Annotated in this window: 16 protein-coding genes; 10 read left to right on the forward strand and 6 right to left on the reverse strand. The window is 64.5% G+C overall.

Annotation, left to right across the window (positions count from 1 at the left end; all coding sequences use genetic code 11):
- Window positions 1-88: 88 nt before the first annotated feature.
- From mnmE to rpmH, 5 genes are all read right to left on the reverse strand, one after another.
- A complete protein-coding gene (gene mnmE / locus ABIC90_RS04885) occupies window positions 89-1,498 on the reverse strand; it encodes a tRNA uridine-5-carboxymethylaminomethyl(34) synthesis GTPase MnmE (RefSeq protein WP_354352922.1) in 1,410 nt (469 codons plus the stop codon).
- A 76-nt stretch (window positions 1,499-1,574) separates the two neighbouring features.
- Window positions 1,575-3,272 (reverse strand): membrane protein insertase YidC, encoded by a 1,698-nt coding sequence (gene yidC / locus ABIC90_RS04890; protein ID WP_354352923.1) that lies wholly within the window; start codon window positions 3,270-3,272, stop codon window positions 1,575-1,577.
- Window positions 3,269-3,556 carry a membrane protein insertion efficiency factor YidD gene (gene yidD, locus ABIC90_RS04895; RefSeq protein ID WP_354352924.1) on the reverse strand — a complete coding sequence of 96 codons (288 nt, stop codon included), beginning with the start codon at window positions 3,554-3,556 and terminating at the stop codon, window positions 3,269-3,271. Before yidD ends, yidC begins: the two co-directional genes overlap by 4 nt.
- A complete protein-coding gene (locus ABIC90_RS04900; RefSeq protein ID WP_354352925.1) occupies window positions 3,553-3,996 on the reverse strand; it encodes a ribonuclease P protein component in 444 nt (147 codons plus the stop codon). The genes yidD and ABIC90_RS04900 overlap by 4 nt, the downstream gene beginning before the upstream one ends.
- A gap of 101 nt (window positions 3,997-4,097) precedes the next feature.
- Complete coding sequence (gene rpmH / locus ABIC90_RS04905; RefSeq protein ID WP_007834827.1) at window positions 4,098-4,232, reverse strand: 50S ribosomal protein L34; 135 nt, start codon at window positions 4,230-4,232, stop codon at window positions 4,098-4,100.
- A gap of 299 nt (window positions 4,233-4,531) precedes the next feature.
- On the opposite strand from rpmH, the gene dnaA reads away from it, so the two are divergent.
- From dnaA to ABIC90_RS04955, 10 genes are all read left to right on the forward strand, one after another.
- Window positions 4,532-5,911 (forward strand): chromosomal replication initiator protein DnaA, encoded by a 1,380-nt coding sequence (dnaA, locus tag ABIC90_RS04910; protein WP_354352927.1) that lies wholly within the window; start codon window positions 4,532-4,534, stop codon window positions 5,909-5,911.
- A gap of 89 nt (window positions 5,912-6,000) precedes the next feature.
- A complete protein-coding gene (gene dnaN / locus ABIC90_RS04915) occupies window positions 6,001-7,107 on the forward strand; it encodes a DNA polymerase III subunit beta (RefSeq protein WP_354352928.1) in 1,107 nt (368 codons plus the stop codon).
- Between the two features lie 135 nt (window positions 7,108-7,242).
- On the forward strand, window positions 7,243-9,864 hold the full coding sequence (gene gyrB, locus ABIC90_RS04920; protein ID WP_354352929.1) for a DNA topoisomerase (ATP-hydrolyzing) subunit B: 2,622 nt from the start codon (window positions 7,243-7,245) through the stop codon (window positions 9,862-9,864).
- A 200-nt stretch (window positions 9,865-10,064) separates the two neighbouring features.
- Window positions 10,065-10,622 (forward strand): hypothetical protein, encoded by a 558-nt coding sequence (locus ABIC90_RS04925; RefSeq protein ID WP_354352930.1) that lies wholly within the window; start codon window positions 10,065-10,067, stop codon window positions 10,620-10,622.
- An 83-nt stretch (window positions 10,623-10,705) separates the two neighbouring features.
- The gene (locus ABIC90_RS04930; protein ID WP_354352931.1) at window positions 10,706-11,119 is read left to right on the forward strand and encodes a hypothetical protein; all 414 of its coding nucleotides are present in this window, start codon (window positions 10,706-10,708) and stop codon (window positions 11,117-11,119) included.
- 18 nt (window positions 11,120-11,137) lie between these two features.
- Window positions 11,138-11,563, forward strand: a complete 426-nt coding sequence (locus ABIC90_RS04935; protein WP_354352932.1) for a DUF2384 domain-containing protein — start codon at window positions 11,138-11,140, stop codon at window positions 11,561-11,563.
- Entirely contained in the window at window positions 11,560-12,456 is an 897-nt protein-coding gene (locus tag ABIC90_RS04940) for a metallophosphoesterase (RefSeq protein ID WP_354352933.1), read from the forward strand. Before ABIC90_RS04935 ends, ABIC90_RS04940 begins: the two co-directional genes overlap by 4 nt.
- 31 nt (window positions 12,457-12,487) lie before the next feature.
- Window positions 12,488-12,940, forward strand: a complete 453-nt coding sequence (locus ABIC90_RS04945; protein ID WP_354352934.1) for an HAD domain-containing protein — start codon at window positions 12,488-12,490, stop codon at window positions 12,938-12,940.
- On the forward strand, window positions 12,937-13,191 hold the full coding sequence (locus ABIC90_RS04950; protein WP_354352935.1) for a metallophosphoesterase: 255 nt from the start codon (window positions 12,937-12,939) through the stop codon (window positions 13,189-13,191). The genes ABIC90_RS04945 and ABIC90_RS04950 overlap by 4 nt, the downstream gene beginning before the upstream one ends.
- On the forward strand, window positions 13,188-13,475 hold the full coding sequence (locus ABIC90_RS04955) for a hypothetical protein (protein ID WP_354352936.1): 288 nt from the start codon (window positions 13,188-13,190) through the stop codon (window positions 13,473-13,475). The genes ABIC90_RS04950 and ABIC90_RS04955 overlap by 4 nt, the downstream gene beginning before the upstream one ends.
- 413 nt (window positions 13,476-13,888) lie before the next feature.
- Here ABIC90_RS04955 and ABIC90_RS04960 read toward each other — a convergent pair whose 3' ends face one another.
- A complete protein-coding gene (locus ABIC90_RS04960; RefSeq protein ID WP_354352937.1) occupies window positions 13,889-15,202 on the reverse strand; it encodes an FCSD flavin-binding domain-containing protein in 1,314 nt (437 codons plus the stop codon).
- Window positions 15,203-15,204 lie beyond the last annotated feature (2 nt).

Here is a 15,204-nt window from a genome sequence, read left to right on the forward strand (position 1 = left end):
CCCGCATGTGCCTCGAAGTATCCGCGAAGCCCGCAAGTTTCGGCTACAAATGTTTACGCGTTGTTTCCTGGAGCGCCGCCATGTGTCGCTATTTGCCGATACAGAAGCGCGAAAAGATGACGCCCAGCAGGTCGTCGGCGCCGAACTCCCCGGTGATCTCGTTGAGCGCGTTCTGCGCGAGGCGCAGCTCTTCGGCCAGCAGGTCGAGCAACTGGGCCTGTGCCGCCAGATGGCCCGCTGCCAGCGCCAGGTGCGTTTCGACCCGGCCCAGCGCCTGCACGTGGCGCGCCCGCGCGAGGTAGACGCCTTCGGGCACCGACCGCCAGCCGGCCATTGCCAGCAGTTGCTCCCGCAGCGGCTCGATGCCCAGGCCCGTCTTCGCGGACAGCGCGATGCCTTGCGCGGGCCTGGCAGCCGGCGCGGCGTCCTGTTTGTTCCAGACATCGAGCACCGGCACGCTCGCAGGCAGCTTGCCCCGCAGCGTGCGCAGGATCTCGGCGTCGGCGGCCATGTAGTCGGGCAGGTCGGCGCGCGTCAGGTCGTGCAGGAACAGCACGGCATCGGCGCTCTCGATCTGGCCCCAGGCGCGCGCCACGCCGATTTGCTCGACCTCGTCGCTGCTCTCGCGCAGGCCCGCGGTATCGGCCACATGCAGCGGCACGCCGTGGATCTGGATGGTCTGCGAGACCACGTCGCGGGTGGTGCCCGCCACCGCGCTCACGATGGCCAGCTCGGCGCCGGCCAGCGCGTTGAGCAGCGAGCTCTTGCCCGCGTTGGGCTGGCCCGCGATGACGACCTTGATGCCTTCGCGCAGCAACGCGCCTTGTTTGGCGCGCTGCTGCACCGCCGCCAGCTGCGACTGCAGCCGCACCAGCTGGCCGGCTGCGTCCGCCTTCTGCAGGAAATCGATTTCCTCTTCCGGGAAGTCCAGCGTTGCCTCGACCAGCATCCGCAGGTGGATCAGCGCATCGCGCAGCGTGTGGATCTCGCGCGAGAACGCGCCCGAGAGCGAACGCCCGGCGCTGCGCGCGGCGGCCTCTGTGCTGGCGTCGATCAGGTCGGCGATCGCCTCGGCCTGCGCGAGATCGATCTTGCCGTTGAGAAAGGCGCGCTGGCTGAACTCACCCGGCTCCGCCACGCGCAGCCCGGGCAGGCGCGGACGTCCGGTGACCGGGTCGGCCTCGGCGGCGGCTTCGAGGCAGCGCGCCAGCAGCAGCTGCAGCACGACCGTGCCGCCGTGCGCCTGCAGTTCGAGCACGTCCTCGCCGGTGAAGGAGTTCGGCGAAGGAAAGTGGATTGCCAGGCCGTGGTCGACCGGTTCGCCCCCGGCGTCCCGGAACGGCAGGTAGGTCGCCTCACGCGGCTTGAGCGCGCGCCCGCAGAGCGCATCGATCAGGGGCGCCAGCCGGGCGCCGGACACCCGCACGATGCCCACCGCCCCACGCCCCGAGGCGGTGGCGATGGCGACGATGGGATCGGAGGTGCGGGCAAGCGTCATGGCAGCGCGATTCTTTCAGCAAAAGGAAAAGGGCCGCGGATGCGGCCCTTTGCGGTGGTGGCGAAGACGGTGCGGCTTACTTGCCCAGCACGCCCAGCCGCTTGTTGATGAACCACTGCTGCGCGATCGACAGCACGTTGTTCGTGATCCAGTACAGCACCAGGCCGGCCGGGAAGAAGATGAACATCACGCTGAACGCGAGCGGCATGATCCACATCAGCTTGGCCTGCATCGGATCGGGCGGTGTCGGGTTGAGCCAGGTCTGGAACAGCGAGGTGGCCGTCATCACGATCGGCAGGATGTACCAGGGGTCCGGTGCCGAGAGGTCGGTGATCCAGCCGATCCACGGTGCGTGGCGCATTTCGACCGACGACAGCAGCACCCAGTAGAGCGCGATGAACACCGGGATCTGGATCACGATGGGGAAGCAGCCGCCCATCGGATTGACCTTTTCGGTCTTGTAGATCCGCATCATCTCCTGCTGCATTTCCTGCGGCTTGTCTTTCAGCCGCTCGCGCATTTCCATGATCTTGGGGTTGACGGCCTTCATCTTGGCCATGCTGGCGTAGGCCTTGGCATTGAGCCAGTAGAAGGCCGCCTTCAGCAGCACCACCAGCGCCACGATGGACCAGCCCCAGTTGCCGATGATGTCGTGCAGCTCGTTGAGCAGCCAGTACAGCGGCTTGGAGATGATCGCGAAGATGCCGTAGTCCTTGACCAGGTCCAGGCCCGGTGCAATGGCTTCGAGCTTCTTTTCTTCTTCAGGGCCGGCGAACAGCGCGCTGTTCACGACCTGCGTGGCGCCCGGGGCGATCTTGGGCAGGCTGGCCACCATGGCGATGGTGAAGAGGTTGTCGCCCAGGTCCTTCACGCGGAACTCGCGGCGCAGCTGTTCGCTCGCCGGGTCGCCCTTGAGGAGCCACGCCGACGCGAAGTAATGCTGGACCATGGCGATCCAGCCGTCGTTGGCGGGCGGCGGCGGCTCGATCTTGCCCTTGGCGATGTCCTTGAAGTCGAGCTTGTGGAACTTCTTCTCGTTGGTGTAGGCGGCCGGACCGGTGAAGGTGTTGGTGCCGAACATCGTGCCGGCAGCCACGGTGCCGTGGCGCAACAGCTGCATGTAGAGCTGCGCTTCGCGCGGCTGGTCGCTCACGTTGGTCACTTCGTGGCGCACGCCGATGGTGTAGTCGCCGCGGTGGAACACGTAGGTCTTGGTGTACTTCAGGCCGCCGACGGGGGCGCTTTCGAAGCTCACTTCCAGCGTGTTCTGGCCGTCGGCCATCTCGCGCGGACCGGCCTTCGGCGTCATCGGCGTCAGGTGGTTGGGAAAGCGGTCACCCGAGTCGACAGGGTTCAGCAGGCCGGTTTGCGCCACATAGCGCGTGGCCGGCGAACCGTTGTCGAACAGCACCACGCGCTGGGTGCGGTCGGCTTCGTCGTATTTCTGCAGCGCGAGGTGGTTGACCGTGCCGCCTTCGCTGTCGATGGTGGCCTTGAACAGGTCGGTGGTCACCACGACCTGCTCGCGGGGCGTGGCCGGCGCGGTCTGCGTGGGCACGGCGCCCGCGTTGCCGCTGGTGGCGGCGCCCGATGCCGTGGGCACGCCGTTGTTCGCGCCGGGCGCGGTGCCGGCCGGAGCGGCAGCCACGGCGGCCGGCTTGGTCGACGGCAGGAAGGTCGGCTTGTTGCCGTTGAAGACCTGCCACTGGTCCCACAACAGCACCAGCGAGAACCCAAAAATCACCCACAGGATCGTGCGGCGGATATCGTTCATGACGAAGACTTCTTGTCGGAGGAGAGAAGAGACGAAAACAGCGAGCCTGACTTGTCAGTGCGACACGGTGATTTCGGTGGAACCGGATCGTGGCCGCCCTGGCACCAGGGCTGGCAGCGCACGATGCGATGCAGAGTGAGGTAACTGCCTTTGAGCGCCCCGTGCACTTCCAGCGCCTCGATCGAATACACCGAGCAGGTCGGCGTGAAGCGGCACGACTGGCCGAGCCAGGGGCTCAGCAGCAGGCGGTAGCCCTTCACGAGGCCGATCAGCAGGCGTTTCATGAGGAGGATGAGGTGGTGGGCGAGGGCGAGGACGGGGGCGGTGCCAACGGCGCAGGCGCCGGTGAGCGCGCGGCCCGCGCCAGCAGCTGCTGGAGTTCGGCGCGCACGGCGCCCTTGAGCTTGTCCGAGGAGGCGCTCACGAATTCCTTGCGGTCGAAACCCGCCCGCAGCCGCACCACGTGCGCGGCACGAAGCAGGCCGACGTCGGACGCGGCACTCACGGTGTAGATCTGGCGCTTGATGGCGTTGCGCGTGACCGCGCGGCGCGCCCAGCGCTTGGGCACCATGGCGCCCAGCCAGACATCGTCGGACGCGAACAGCGGAGCCGCGCTCGATGCGAGATCGAGCGCACAGCGATGCAATGCGAAATGAGCAGTGCGCGCCACGGTGGCACCTGCGAGGACGGCCTGGAATTGCGCGCGGGTCTTGAGCCGCTGCATGGAAGCCGAGCCGTGTCCGTCGTTTCCGGTCGGGCCGTTTGCGCTAGCTGAGGATGCTGGCGCTGGCGGGTCGGCTGCTGGCAACGGCAGGTGGGCTGCCGTCAGACGGCCAGGCGCTTGCGGCCCTTGGCGCGGCGTGCGTTGATGACGGCGCGGCCGCCGCGGGTCTTCATGCGGACCAGAAAGCCGTGGGTACGGGCGCGGCGGACTTTGGATGCTTGGTATGTGCGTTTCATGATGGTTCCTGATTCCCTGATTTCCGCATGTGAAAAACCTGCGGGCGCTGGGGAGCGTGGTTCGGATGGCCCCCGAAAGACGCAATGAGGTTTTCAGGGAAACCCGCAATTATCGCAAACATTCGGACGGGGAACAATCTTCGACTGCATTTGCGGGCCTTTCGCAGCCATTTTGCGGCCGTCCGCAGCGTGTGGATAAGGCTTTGACAAGTTAGAATGCCAGCCGCCTTCCAGCAGAGAATATCCACAATACCTATACCAAGAAATGCCTGAAGGTTTCACCACTTTTCCCAACGCCCATGTCCACTGACGGCATCGGTGAAAGCCTCTGGCAGGCCTGCGTCGACCAGCTCGCGCAGGAACTGTCGGAGCAGCAGTTCAACACCTGGATCAAGCCCCTCACAGCACAGGTCGCCGACGACCTGTCGCGCATGACGGTGTTCGTGGCCAACCGCTTCAAGCTCGACTGGATCCGCGCCCAGTACGCCGGCAAGATCGCTGCCATGGCCGAGAAGATGTACGGCCAGCCGGTGGCCGTCGAGTTAGCGCTTGCTCCTCGCGAAGCGCCCGTGCGCTCTGCACCTGTTGCCATCACGACCGAAACCGATGTGCCGCGCGACGTGGCCGGCCCGGGCGAAGATCCGGCCGCGGCCGGCTTCAAGAACCGACTGAATTCGGGCCTCACTTTCGACACCCTGGTCGAGGGCACGGCCAACCGCATGGCGCGCGCCGCGGCCATGCACGTGGCCGGCATGCCGGGCCATCTGTACAACCCGCTTTTCATCTACGGCGGCGTCGGCCTGGGCAAGACCCACCTGATGCACGCCGTGGGCAACCGGCTGCTGGCTGACCGCCCCGATTCCAAAGTTCTCTACATCCATGCCGAGCAATTCGTGTCGGATGTGGTCAAGGCCTATCAGCGCAAGACTTTCGACGAGTTCAAGGAGCGCTACCACTCGCTCGATCTGTTGCTGATCGACGATGTGCAGTTCTTCGCCAACAAGGACCGGACGCAGGAAGAATTCTTCAACGCGTTCGAGGCCCTGCTCGCCAAGAAGTCGCACATCGTGATGACCAGCGACACCTATCCCAAGGGCCTGGCCGACATCCACGAGCGGCTGGTTTCGCGCTTCGACTCGGGCCTCACGGTGGCCATCGAGCCGCCCGAGCTCGAGATGCGCGTGGCGATTCTTATCAACAAGGCGCGCGCCGAATCGGCCGAGATGCCGGAAGAAGTGGCTTTCTTCGTCGCCAAGAACGTGCGCTCCAACGTGCGCGAGCTCGAAGGGGCGCTGCGCAAGATCCTGGCCTACTCGCGCTTCAACCAGAAAGAGATCTCGATCGCCCTGGCGCGCGAGGCGCTGCGCGACCTGCTGTCGATCCAGAATCGCCAGATCTCGGTCGAGAACATCCAGAAGACGGTGGCCGACTACTACAAGATCAAGGTCGCCGACATGTACAGCAAGAAGCGCCCGGCCAGCATTGCGCGGCCGCGGCAAATTGCGATGTACCTGGCCAAGGAACTCACGCAGAAAAGCCTGCCGGAAATCGGCGAGCTCTTCGGCGGGCGCGACCACACGACGGTGCTGCACGCGGTGCGCAAGATTTCGGGCGAGCGCCAGCAGCTGACCGAACTCAACCAGCAGCTCCACGTCCTCGAACAAACGCTCAAAGGCTGAAGCCGGATGTCACCCAGAATGCCCCTCGCGACAGCGGAGAATGGCGTCTTACAAGCTGATTCAAAGAGATAAGAGAAGAGGAAGAGAACATGATCGTTTTGAAGGCCACCCAAGACAAGGTCCTCGCCGCGCTGCAGTCGGTCGCGGGCATCGTGGAGCGGCGTCACACCCTGCCGATCCTGGCGAACGTGCTGATCCGCAAGACCGGCGGCCAGCTCCAGCTGACCACCAGCGACCTCGAGATCCAGATCCGCACCACGGCCGAACTCGGCGGCGACGAAGGCAACTTCACCACCACCATCGGCGCGCGCAAGCTCATCGACATCCTGCGCACCATGCCGGCCGACCAGACCGTGAGCCTCGAATCGAGCGCGAGCAAGCTGGTGCTCAAGGGCGGCAAGAGCCGTTTCACGCTGCAGTCGCTGCCCGCCGAAGACTTTCCGCTGGTGCAGGAAGCCGCCAATTTCGGCCCGGTGTTCAGCGTGCCGCAAAAGACGCTGAAGGACCTGCTCTCGCAAGTCTCCTTCGCCATGGCCGTGCATGACATCCGCTACTACCTCAACGGCATCCTGTTCGTCGCCGAAGGCAAGCAGCTGAGCCTGGTGGCCACCGACGGCCACCGCCTGGCGTTCTCGTCGGCCACGCTCGACGTCGAAGTGCCGCGCCAGGAAGTCATTCTTCCGCGCAAGACCGTGCTCGAAATGCAGCGCCTCCTGTCCGATGCCGAAGGCGCCATCGAGATGCAGTTTGCCAACAACCAGGCCAAGTTCAGCTTCGGGGGCATGGAGTTCGTCACCAAGCTGGTCGAGGGCAAGTTCCCCGACTACAACCGCGTGATTCCGAAGAACCACAAGAACTCCGTCACGCTCGGCCGTGCAACGCTGCTGGCCAGCCTGCAGCGCACCGCCATCCTGACCAGCGAGAAGTTCAAGGGCGTGCGCCTGAACATCGAGCCCGGCACCCTGCGCATCGCATCGAACAACGCCGAGCAGGAAGAAGCCCAGGACGAGCTCGACATCGACTACGGCGGCGACGCCATCGAAATCGGCTTCAACGTGACCTACCTGATCGACGCGCTGTCGAACATGTCGCAAGACATGGTCAAGCTGGACCTGGCCGACTCCAACAGTTCAGCCTTGCTGACCATCCCCGAGAACGCATCCTTCAAGTACGTCGTGATGCCGATGCGTATCTAGAAGCCACACCACGCAGCGCCTTGCGCACACAACCCGCGGCCCCCCGCGGGTTTGCGCTTTCAAGAGGCGGCGAATCGAGATCTTGAGAGCCCGACAAATCACGTCAATGCCGTGAGAGAGATAGAGGAATATCGAATGAGTGCAGAAGAAAACAAGCCCGAAGTGCCGCACACCGAGCCGGTCTACACCCCTGAAATCCAGGTCGTGCCGCCCGAGGCCATTGCGGCCGACACCAGCTACGGCGAAGGCTCGATCACGATCCTGGAAGGGCTTGAAGCGGTGCGCAAGCGCCCCGGCATGTACATCGGCGACACCTCCGACGGCACCGGCCTGCACCACCTGGTGTTCGAAGTGGTGGACAACTCCATCGACGAGGCGCTCGCGGGCCATTGCGACGACATCGTCGTCACCATCCACAGCGACAACTCCATCTCGGTCACCGACAACGGCCGCGGCATTCCCACCGGCGTGAAGATGGACGACAAGCACGAGCCCAAGCGCTCGGCCGCCGAAATCGCACTCACCGAGCTGCACGCGGGCGGCAAGTTCAACCAGAACAGCTACAAGGTCTCGGGCGGCCTGCACGGCGTGGGCGTGAGTTGCGTGAACGCGCTGAGCGTCAAGCTGCGCCTGATCGTGCGCCGCGAAGGCAAGATCCACGAGCTCGAATTCAGCCGCGGCTTCGTGCAGAACCGCCTGCTCGAAACCGTGAACGGCGTCGAGGTGTCGCCCATGAAGATCATCGGCGACACCGACAAGCGCGGCACCGAAGTTCACTTTCTGCCCGACACCGAAATCTTCAAAGAGAACGCCGACTTCCACTACGAAATTCTCAGCAAGCGCCTGCGCGAGCTGAGCTTTTTGAACAACGGCGTGCGCATCCGCCTGCTGGACGAACGCACCGGCAAGGAAGACGACTTCTCCGGCGCCGGCGGCGTGCGCGGCTTTGTGGAATTCATCAACAAGGGCAAGACCGTCCTGCATCCGAACTCGTTCTATGCAGCGGGCGAGAAGCCGGCCGACACCTACGGCGGTATCCCCGGCACGCACATCGGCGTCGAAGTGGCGATGCAGTGGAACAGCGGCTACAACGAGCAAGTCCTCTGTTTCACCAACAACATCCCGCAGCGTGACGGCGGCACCCACCTCACGGGCCTGCGCGCCGCGATGACCCGGGTCATCAACAAGTACATCGAAGAGCACGAGTTCGCCAAGAAGGCGAAGGTCGAAGTCACCGGCGACGACATGCGCGAAGGCCTGTGCTGCGTGCTGAGCGTGAAGGTGCCCGAGCCCAAGTTCTCCAGCCAGACCAAGGACAAGCTGGTGTCCAGCGAAGTGCGCGCGCCGGTGGAAGACATCGTCGGCCGCCTGCTCACCGACTACCTGCAGGAGCGCCCGAACGACGCCAAGATCATCTGCGGCAAGATCGTCGAGGCTGCCCGCGCCCGCGAAGCGGCCCGCAAGGCCCGCGAAATGACGCGCCGCAAGGGCGTGCTCGACGGCATGGGCCTGCCCGGCAAGCTGGCCGACTGCCAGGAGAAGGATCCCGCCCTGTGCGAGGTCTACCTGGTGGAGGGCGACTCCGCCGGCGGCTCCGCCAAGCAGGGCCGCGACCGGAAGTTCCAGGCCATCCTGCCGCTGCGCGGCAAGATCCTGAACGTGGAAAAAGCGCGCTACGAGAAGCTGCTCACCAGCAACGAAATTCTCACGATGATCACCGCGCTGGGCACCGGCATCGGCCGTGCCGGCGCCACCACCGCGGGGGGCGGCGCGGACGACTTCAACGTCGCCAAGCTGCGCTACCACCGCATCATCATCATGACCGACGCCGACGTGGACGGCGCCCACATCCGCACGCTGCTGCTCACCTTCTTCTATCGGCAGATGCCCGAGCTGGTCGAGCGCGGCCACATCTACATTGCGCAGCCGCCGCTGTACAAGGTGAAGGTCGGCAAGGAAGAGCAATACCTGAAGGACGGGCCCGCGCTCGACACCTTCCTGCTGAAGGTGGCGCTGAAAGACGCGCGCATCGAAACCGGCGGCGCCGGCTCCACCACGCTCAGCGGCGACACCCTGGCCGAACTGGCGCGCAAGCACCAGGTGGCCGAGGCCGTGATTGCGCGCCTGCGCAACTTCATGGACGCCGAGGCCCTGCGCGCCATCGCCGACGGCGTGTCGCTCGACCTGGACACCACGCCCGCCGCCGAGGCCTCGGCCATTGCGCTGCAGGCCAAGCTGCGCGAGCTCAACACCACCGGCATCCCCGCCGAGGTGAGCAACGAGTTCGACGCCCGCACCGACAAGCCGCTGCTGCGCATCAGCCGCCGCCACCACGGCAACATCAAGAGCAGCGTGATCACGCAGGACTTCGTGCACGGCGCCGACTACGCGGCCCTGGCCGAAGCCGCCAACACCTTCCGCGGCCTGCTCAGCACCGAAGGTGCGGTGGTCAAGCGCGGCGAAGGCGAACGCACCAAGGAAGAAAAGGTCGACGACTTCCGCCAGGCCATGAAGTGGCTCATCAGCGAAGCCGAACGCGCCACCTCGCGCCAGCGCTACAAGGGCCTGGGCGAAATGAACCCCGAGCAGCTGTGGGAAACCACCATGGACCCGACCGTGCGCCGCCTGTTGCGCGTGCAGATCGACGACGCGATCGAAGCGGATCGCGTGTTCACGATGCTGATGGGGGATGAGGTGGAGCCGCGCCGGGAGTTCATCGAGCAGAACGCGTTGCGGGCGGCGAATATCGACGTTTGAGTTTGTGTAGGTTCTCAGAGTAGATGCAAAAATTCTCATCACTTGCAAAAACTCGGACGCCTTTCACCAGCATCTTTCGACTGGAAATATCAGCGGGGCTGAATTTTTCCTCTGGCGAGAGTTACACGGGTCTGCCGTGCCGTTCTCGCAAGCCTTCATTACCACAGGCGTCTCATCCAATCATCGTTGACTGCTAAGGAATGGTCAACGCACGCCTGTACCTCTTGCGGGTGCGCACGGCTGCGCGCCGCGAACTGCCGATCCAGACCAAGACGGGAACTCTGACCGACACCGAGCGGGCCATGAAGGCGGCCAAGGTCCGTCTCAACGACTACTCATCGATCCGGTGGGCCGAGGCGCAAGAATCATCCGACGCACTCGTGGTAGCAGCCAAGTCAAGAAAGCGCCGCCTGACGCCCGAGGACACGCTGGCGCTCCACCAGCGTGACCGCGCCTGGCTGGCCCAGAAGCTGGCTGAGCCCTTCGACGGGCCGACGGTGGTTGTGACCCACCACGCCCCGCACCGAAACTCTCTCGCGCGGCACTATCAGTCCGACTGGCTGTCCGCATCTTTTGTGAGCGAGCTCCCAAGTTCCTTCTTCGAAGTGCCGTCACTCTGGGTGCATGGCCACATCCACGAGAGCTTTGACTATCAAGTGGGCAACTGCCGGGTGGTGTGCAATCCCCGGGGGTACTTGCAGCATGGCCGCGGCCTGGAGAACAAGCAGTTCAACCCCGAGCTCGTGGTCGAGCTATGAGCAACACCCCGTTGCTGCCGGACGCGAGGTCTTGAACGCTGAACCCAAAGGATCTGCATCGTTCCCATTGGACGGATAACACCATGGCCCCCACCCCCACCATCCACGGTGCCGAGCTCATCGCCTTCTTGCAGGACAGCTCGGGCAGCCAGACGAAGTCAATCCTCATCGAGGCCGAACGACCGACCGTGCGTGCGCCCTCGCGCTCTGGAAAGCACCCAGTCTCGTCTGCCCGACGCATGCTGCCTCCGCCCGCGGCGGCATTGTTCAAGCGGCACGCCAAGAAGGCCGGCGATACCGCGCCAGCGGCCATGGCGGAGATCGAGCAGACCCTGAAACGCCTCGGTCTTGACGGCTTGGCCCGTCGAAATGATCTCTGTGGCTCCTTTGTTGTGGAGGCCACACCCGAGCAGATTCGGGAGCTGGCAGCAACGCCCGGAGTCCAGGCCGTCCGACCGAATCGGCGCCATCGCAAGATCCACGCTGTTGCTGCGTAGGCTCGTCAAAGGAAAGCCATGGACCAGGTCCCAACTCAACGACAGCAGCACGATCCGGCAGACCAAGGCACCGCAGACTACCGACGTCTGGCCCAACAGCTCTGCGATGTGGTGGACGGGCGCCAGATTCTGTCGCCAGCGAAGTTCATCGAGATGATGGGCTTGGATATCGATTCCTTCTCCAGTAACGCGCATGTCCATCGAAGCACGGTCATTCGCGCGCCCGCAGCAGAGAGCATCCAGTCGCATATCCGCACGAGCCTACGAGTGCTGGCTGCCGTGGCGGCGGTCTCGGGAGGGGACCTCCAGGCCGCCAACTTCTGTTACCGGAACGAGCAGCTCACCCCGTTCAACTACAAGACAGCCGAATCCCTGGTGGCCGAGGGGCGAGCCGCCGATGTGGTCGACCTCATGACGTCTTACGAAGCAGGGTTCACTGGATGACCAACCCTGCACTCATGTTCTTTGGCGACCCACACGGTGATCTCCATCCCGTGATCGCCGCAGTCGAGCGCTTCCGGCCCGAGGCGATCGTGTTGCTGGGCGACATCCAGGCGCACCAGCCGCTGCACGTCGAGTTGAGCCCAATCTTGGAACTCACCGAGGTCTGGTTCATCCACGGAAACCATGACACGGATTCGGACGCTGATTACGACAACCTGTGGGGATCGGAGCTCGCCGACCGCAACCTGCATGGGCGCATCGTCAAGATCGCCGGGTACAAGGTTGCGGGCCTGGGCGGCATCTTTCGCAGCAAGATCTGGGACCCGCGGCGGCCGATCAAGGAGGCCGCATTCGCTTCGGCCGACACGTTGCATCGGTCCATGCGTTCCGAGGAGCGGTGGAGGGGCGGCGTTGGCCGTCGACACCGCTCCACCATCTTCCCGGACGTCTATCTGCAACTGCTGCGCAGCCCGCCCGCCGACATTCTGGTGACGCACGAGGCGCCGGCAGCACACCCGCACGGCTGGCGGGCGATCGACGAACTCGCCGAGACGCTCGGCGTCCAGCTCGTAGTCCACGGTCACCATCACCAGAGCGTCGACTATCTCGCGGAAGGGATGCAGAGTGCTGCAGCACCGTTCCGCGCCTTCGGCGTCGACATGGGCTCGCATCTGGCGTGGCCGCGGGATCCGCAAAAGGAGACTGGATCGGAAGTTCATCCACAAGACTTGCTGGACCTCGCCATGCAGGTATTCGGCGCAGAGGCTCCAGCTTGGCTGAACAAGCCGCACAAGCTGCTCGACGGCCAAACGCCTGCAGCATTCGCTGCCGGGGGCGGCTTGGACAAGGTCCGATCAATGCTTGTTGCCATCCAGTACGGCGGTGTCGTATGAAGGCCGATCAAAATGGATCGGGAGGTCCGGAGTGATCCTGTTCCTCGACTTCGACGGCGTTCTGCATCCAGAGGGAGAAGATCACACCCTCTACGGTGATGTCGACTTCTACTTTCTGCTGCGCCTGGAGGCGTTGCTGCGCGAATTCCCGCGCGTGAACATGGTGATCAGTTCGTCTTGGCGCGAGCAGTTGCTCTACAAGACCTTGCTGAAACCGTTCTCGAGTGACATCCGAGCCCGAATTCTTGGGGCCACACCACATTCGGGCTTTGGCCTTCCGCCGCCGTACAGGAAGCGCGAAGGAGAAATCCTTGCCTGGCTCCAGATCCACGAAGCGGTCAACGAGCCCTGGGTCGCACTCGACGATGCCTATTGGCAGTTCGATCACTGCAAGGACCATCTGGTGGTGTGCGGCTCGTTCACCGGCTTCGATGACAAGGCCAGCGCCGAGCTTCGCGCGCACTTTGAGGAGGCATCCCGATGAAAGTACTGGTCCTCTCCGACCTCCACCTCGAGTTCGCCCCGTTCGAGCCGGTGCCCAATCTTGAATTCGATGTCGTCATCCTTGCCGGCGACATTCACTCGCCGGCCGAGCGTGCCGTGCAGTGGGCAGCGGATCGCTTTCGCGGCATGCCGGTGATTTATCTGCTCGGAAACCACGAGTACTACGACGGCCGGTTGGACACGACACTGACCGAAGCGCGCACGGAAGCCGCGGGCATCCAATTTCAATGATTCAGTGGACTAGTTATGCCGGCGGGGCGTCCCGAGTGGATTTTCTGCTTCCGGAAATTGAGGCCGTCGTTGAGGTCAAAAAATCGAGGTCGGGGCTCAGCGCGAGGGAACTGGGGGCGCAACTTATCGTGGATATTGTGAAGTACGAGAGGCATCCGAACTGCCGCACGCTTTTCTGCTTCGTGTATGACCCAGATGGTCGAATCGCTAATCCGCGTGGAATCGAGAACGATCTAAATGCGAAACAGGACGAGCTCACAGTCAGAGTTCTGATTGCTTCGTGAGCATCAAATGTGGGCTCTAATTTTCTGGAAGCGCAAGGTGCCTGGCTACACCGTGATTGATCCTGCTTCCAGTCCCGCGTTGAAAACGGCGCTGTTCTCACGATCACCCAAAAGTCCCTGGGACATCAGGCCGTCGTGAACCTCAGGCAGCGGCGGACATCACACCGACCTCGGCCACGATGATCGGCGTGTGCATGACCATGATGTCCATCGGGACCCTGGGACCGCGCGACGACCTGTGGCTGATCATCGACCGCCTGCTGGCGGTCGACGCGCTGGTCTTCCTCGCGAGCGCGCTGCTGTCCTTCATCTCGAGCCGCTCGGGCGCGCGGCTCGAGAGACGATGTTCATCGCGGGCTGGTCCTGCTGGCGCTGGGCGCGGTCGCGCTGACCTTCGCGTTGCGCTGATCGCGTCAGGTCAGCGGGTCGGCCGGCCCGAACAGCTGGCGCGTGATCGTCCGAAACCAGTCCTCGGAGAACTGCGCCTCCCTCGACAGATCCTCCTCGGACGCATCTTGCGCCGTCAGTCCGCCCGACAACTGGGTGATCCGGTTGCCGGTCTTGTCGAAGCCGTAGCGGTGTGCGATCGAGATCGCGTAGCCGGGCTCCAGCAGGCTGAAACAGGCATTCATGTACTGCGGCGCCGGCGCCGGCTGGCCTTGCAACTCGTTGGCGATCGCGAACGCGCAGACCTTGGCCTGGGAGGACGCGGAGAAGGCGGACTTGGGCATGGTCGCGGCATCGCAGACGTCGCCCACGACATGCACGCCCTTCAGCAGGGTCGACGCCATCGTGGCCTTGTCCACGGGACACCAGCCGCCCTCGTTGGCCAGGCCCGAGCGCGTCAGCATGGCGCCCGCGTGCTGCGGCGGGATCAGGTTGCAGACATCGGCCGCGAGCGTCTCGCCGTTGCCCAGCTTGACGCGCCGGCTCTGTGCGTCGATGCCGACGACCTTGCCGCCGTGGTTGCCGCTGATCCGTTCGATCAGGCTGTTCGGCGTGCCGAAGCCGTAGAGGCGCTCCCAGCCCTGCTGGAACAGCGGCTGCTTCGAGAAGGTCTCGTTCGCGTCCGCGATGACGAGCTTGGCCTTGGGCTTGTGCTTGCGCAGGAAGTGCGCCACGAGGCTGGCGCGTTCGAACGGGCCGGGCGGGCATTTGTAGGTGCCGGGCGGCGGCGCGATCACCACCAGCCCGTTGTCGGGCATGGCGAGCAGTTGCGACCGGAGCGCTGCGAACTGCGCCTCGCCGCCCCAGGCATGGGGCGCCTGCAGCGTGTTCTGCGCGGACAGGCCCTCGATCTCCTCGTAGCGGAACTGCACGCCGGTGGCGACCACGATCCGGTCGAAGGCATGCGCCGTGCCGCGCTGCGTGAGCACCTTGCCGGATTCGATGCCGGTCACGGTGTCCTGGACCCAGCGCACGCGCCGGGCCCAGTTCTCGTAGCCGAAGCGCAGGTCGCTCTCGGGCCGCAGGCCGCCCAGGGCCTCGTTCGACTTGAAGCAGCTGTGATAGGTGCGGCCGCTCTCGAACACCGTGATGTTCGCGCGCGGCATCAGCTCCAGCAGGTAGCGCGCGGCCGTCAGGCCGCCGACACCCGCGCCGACGATGCCGATGCGCACGCCCGTGCCCGCGAGCGGCTTGCCGGCATGGGCGACCTCGGCGGCCATGGCGCCCAGGATCGAGGCGATGAAAGCGCGGCGGCTGAATTCGTTGGAGGAAGAGGTCATGG

The sequence above is a fragment of the Variovorax boronicumulans genome (assembly GCF_040544675.1).
GTDB lineage: Bacteria > Pseudomonadota > Gammaproteobacteria > Burkholderiales > Burkholderiaceae_C > Variovorax > Variovorax boronicumulans_D.

What these genes read in the sequence shown, in the direction of transcription:
- gyrB (WP_354352929.1), top strand. Translation starts at nt 7,243, where the DNA reads ATGAGTGCAGAAGAAAACAAGCCCGAAGTGCCGCACACCGAGCCGGTC.
- ABIC90_RS04940 (WP_354352933.1), top strand. Translation starts at nt 11,560, where the DNA reads ATGACCAACCCTGCACTCATGTTCTTTGGCGACCCACACGGTGATCTC.
- ABIC90_RS04960 (WP_354352937.1), bottom strand. Translation starts at nt 15,202, where the DNA reads ATGACCTCTTCCTCCAACGAATTCAGCCGCCGCGCTTTCATCGCCTCG.
- yidC (WP_354352923.1), bottom strand. Translation starts at nt 3,272, where the DNA reads ATGAACGATATCCGCCGCACGATCCTGTGGGTGATTTTTGGGTTCTCG.
- ABIC90_RS04955 (WP_354352936.1), top strand. Translation starts at nt 13,188, where the DNA reads ATGATTCAGTGGACTAGTTATGCCGGCGGGGCGTCCCGAGTGGATTTT.
- ABIC90_RS04935 (WP_354352932.1), top strand. Translation starts at nt 11,138, where the DNA reads ATGGACCAGGTCCCAACTCAACGACAGCAGCACGATCCGGCAGACCAA.
- ABIC90_RS04930 (WP_354352931.1), top strand. Translation starts at nt 10,706, where the DNA reads ATGGCCCCCACCCCCACCATCCACGGTGCCGAGCTCATCGCCTTCTTG.
- ABIC90_RS04925 (WP_354352930.1), top strand. Translation starts at nt 10,065, where the DNA reads ATGGTCAACGCACGCCTGTACCTCTTGCGGGTGCGCACGGCTGCGCGC.
- ABIC90_RS04950 (WP_354352935.1), top strand. Translation starts at nt 12,937, where the DNA reads ATGAAAGTACTGGTCCTCTCCGACCTCCACCTCGAGTTCGCCCCGTTC.
- mnmE (WP_354352922.1), bottom strand. Translation starts at nt 1,498, where the DNA reads ATGACGCTTGCCCGCACCTCCGATCCCATCGTCGCCATCGCCACCGCC.
- rpmH (WP_007834827.1), bottom strand. Translation starts at nt 4,232, where the DNA reads ATGAAACGCACATACCAAGCATCCAAAGTCCGCCGCGCCCGTACCCAC.
- dnaA (WP_354352927.1), top strand. Translation starts at nt 4,532, where the DNA reads ATGTCCACTGACGGCATCGGTGAAAGCCTCTGGCAGGCCTGCGTCGAC.
- dnaN (WP_354352928.1), top strand. Translation starts at nt 6,001, where the DNA reads ATGATCGTTTTGAAGGCCACCCAAGACAAGGTCCTCGCCGCGCTGCAG.
- ABIC90_RS04900 (WP_354352925.1), bottom strand. Translation starts at nt 3,996, where the DNA reads ATGCAGCGGCTCAAGACCCGCGCGCAATTCCAGGCCGTCCTCGCAGGT.
- yidD (WP_354352924.1), bottom strand. Translation starts at nt 3,556, where the DNA reads ATGAAACGCCTGCTGATCGGCCTCGTGAAGGGCTACCGCCTGCTGCTG.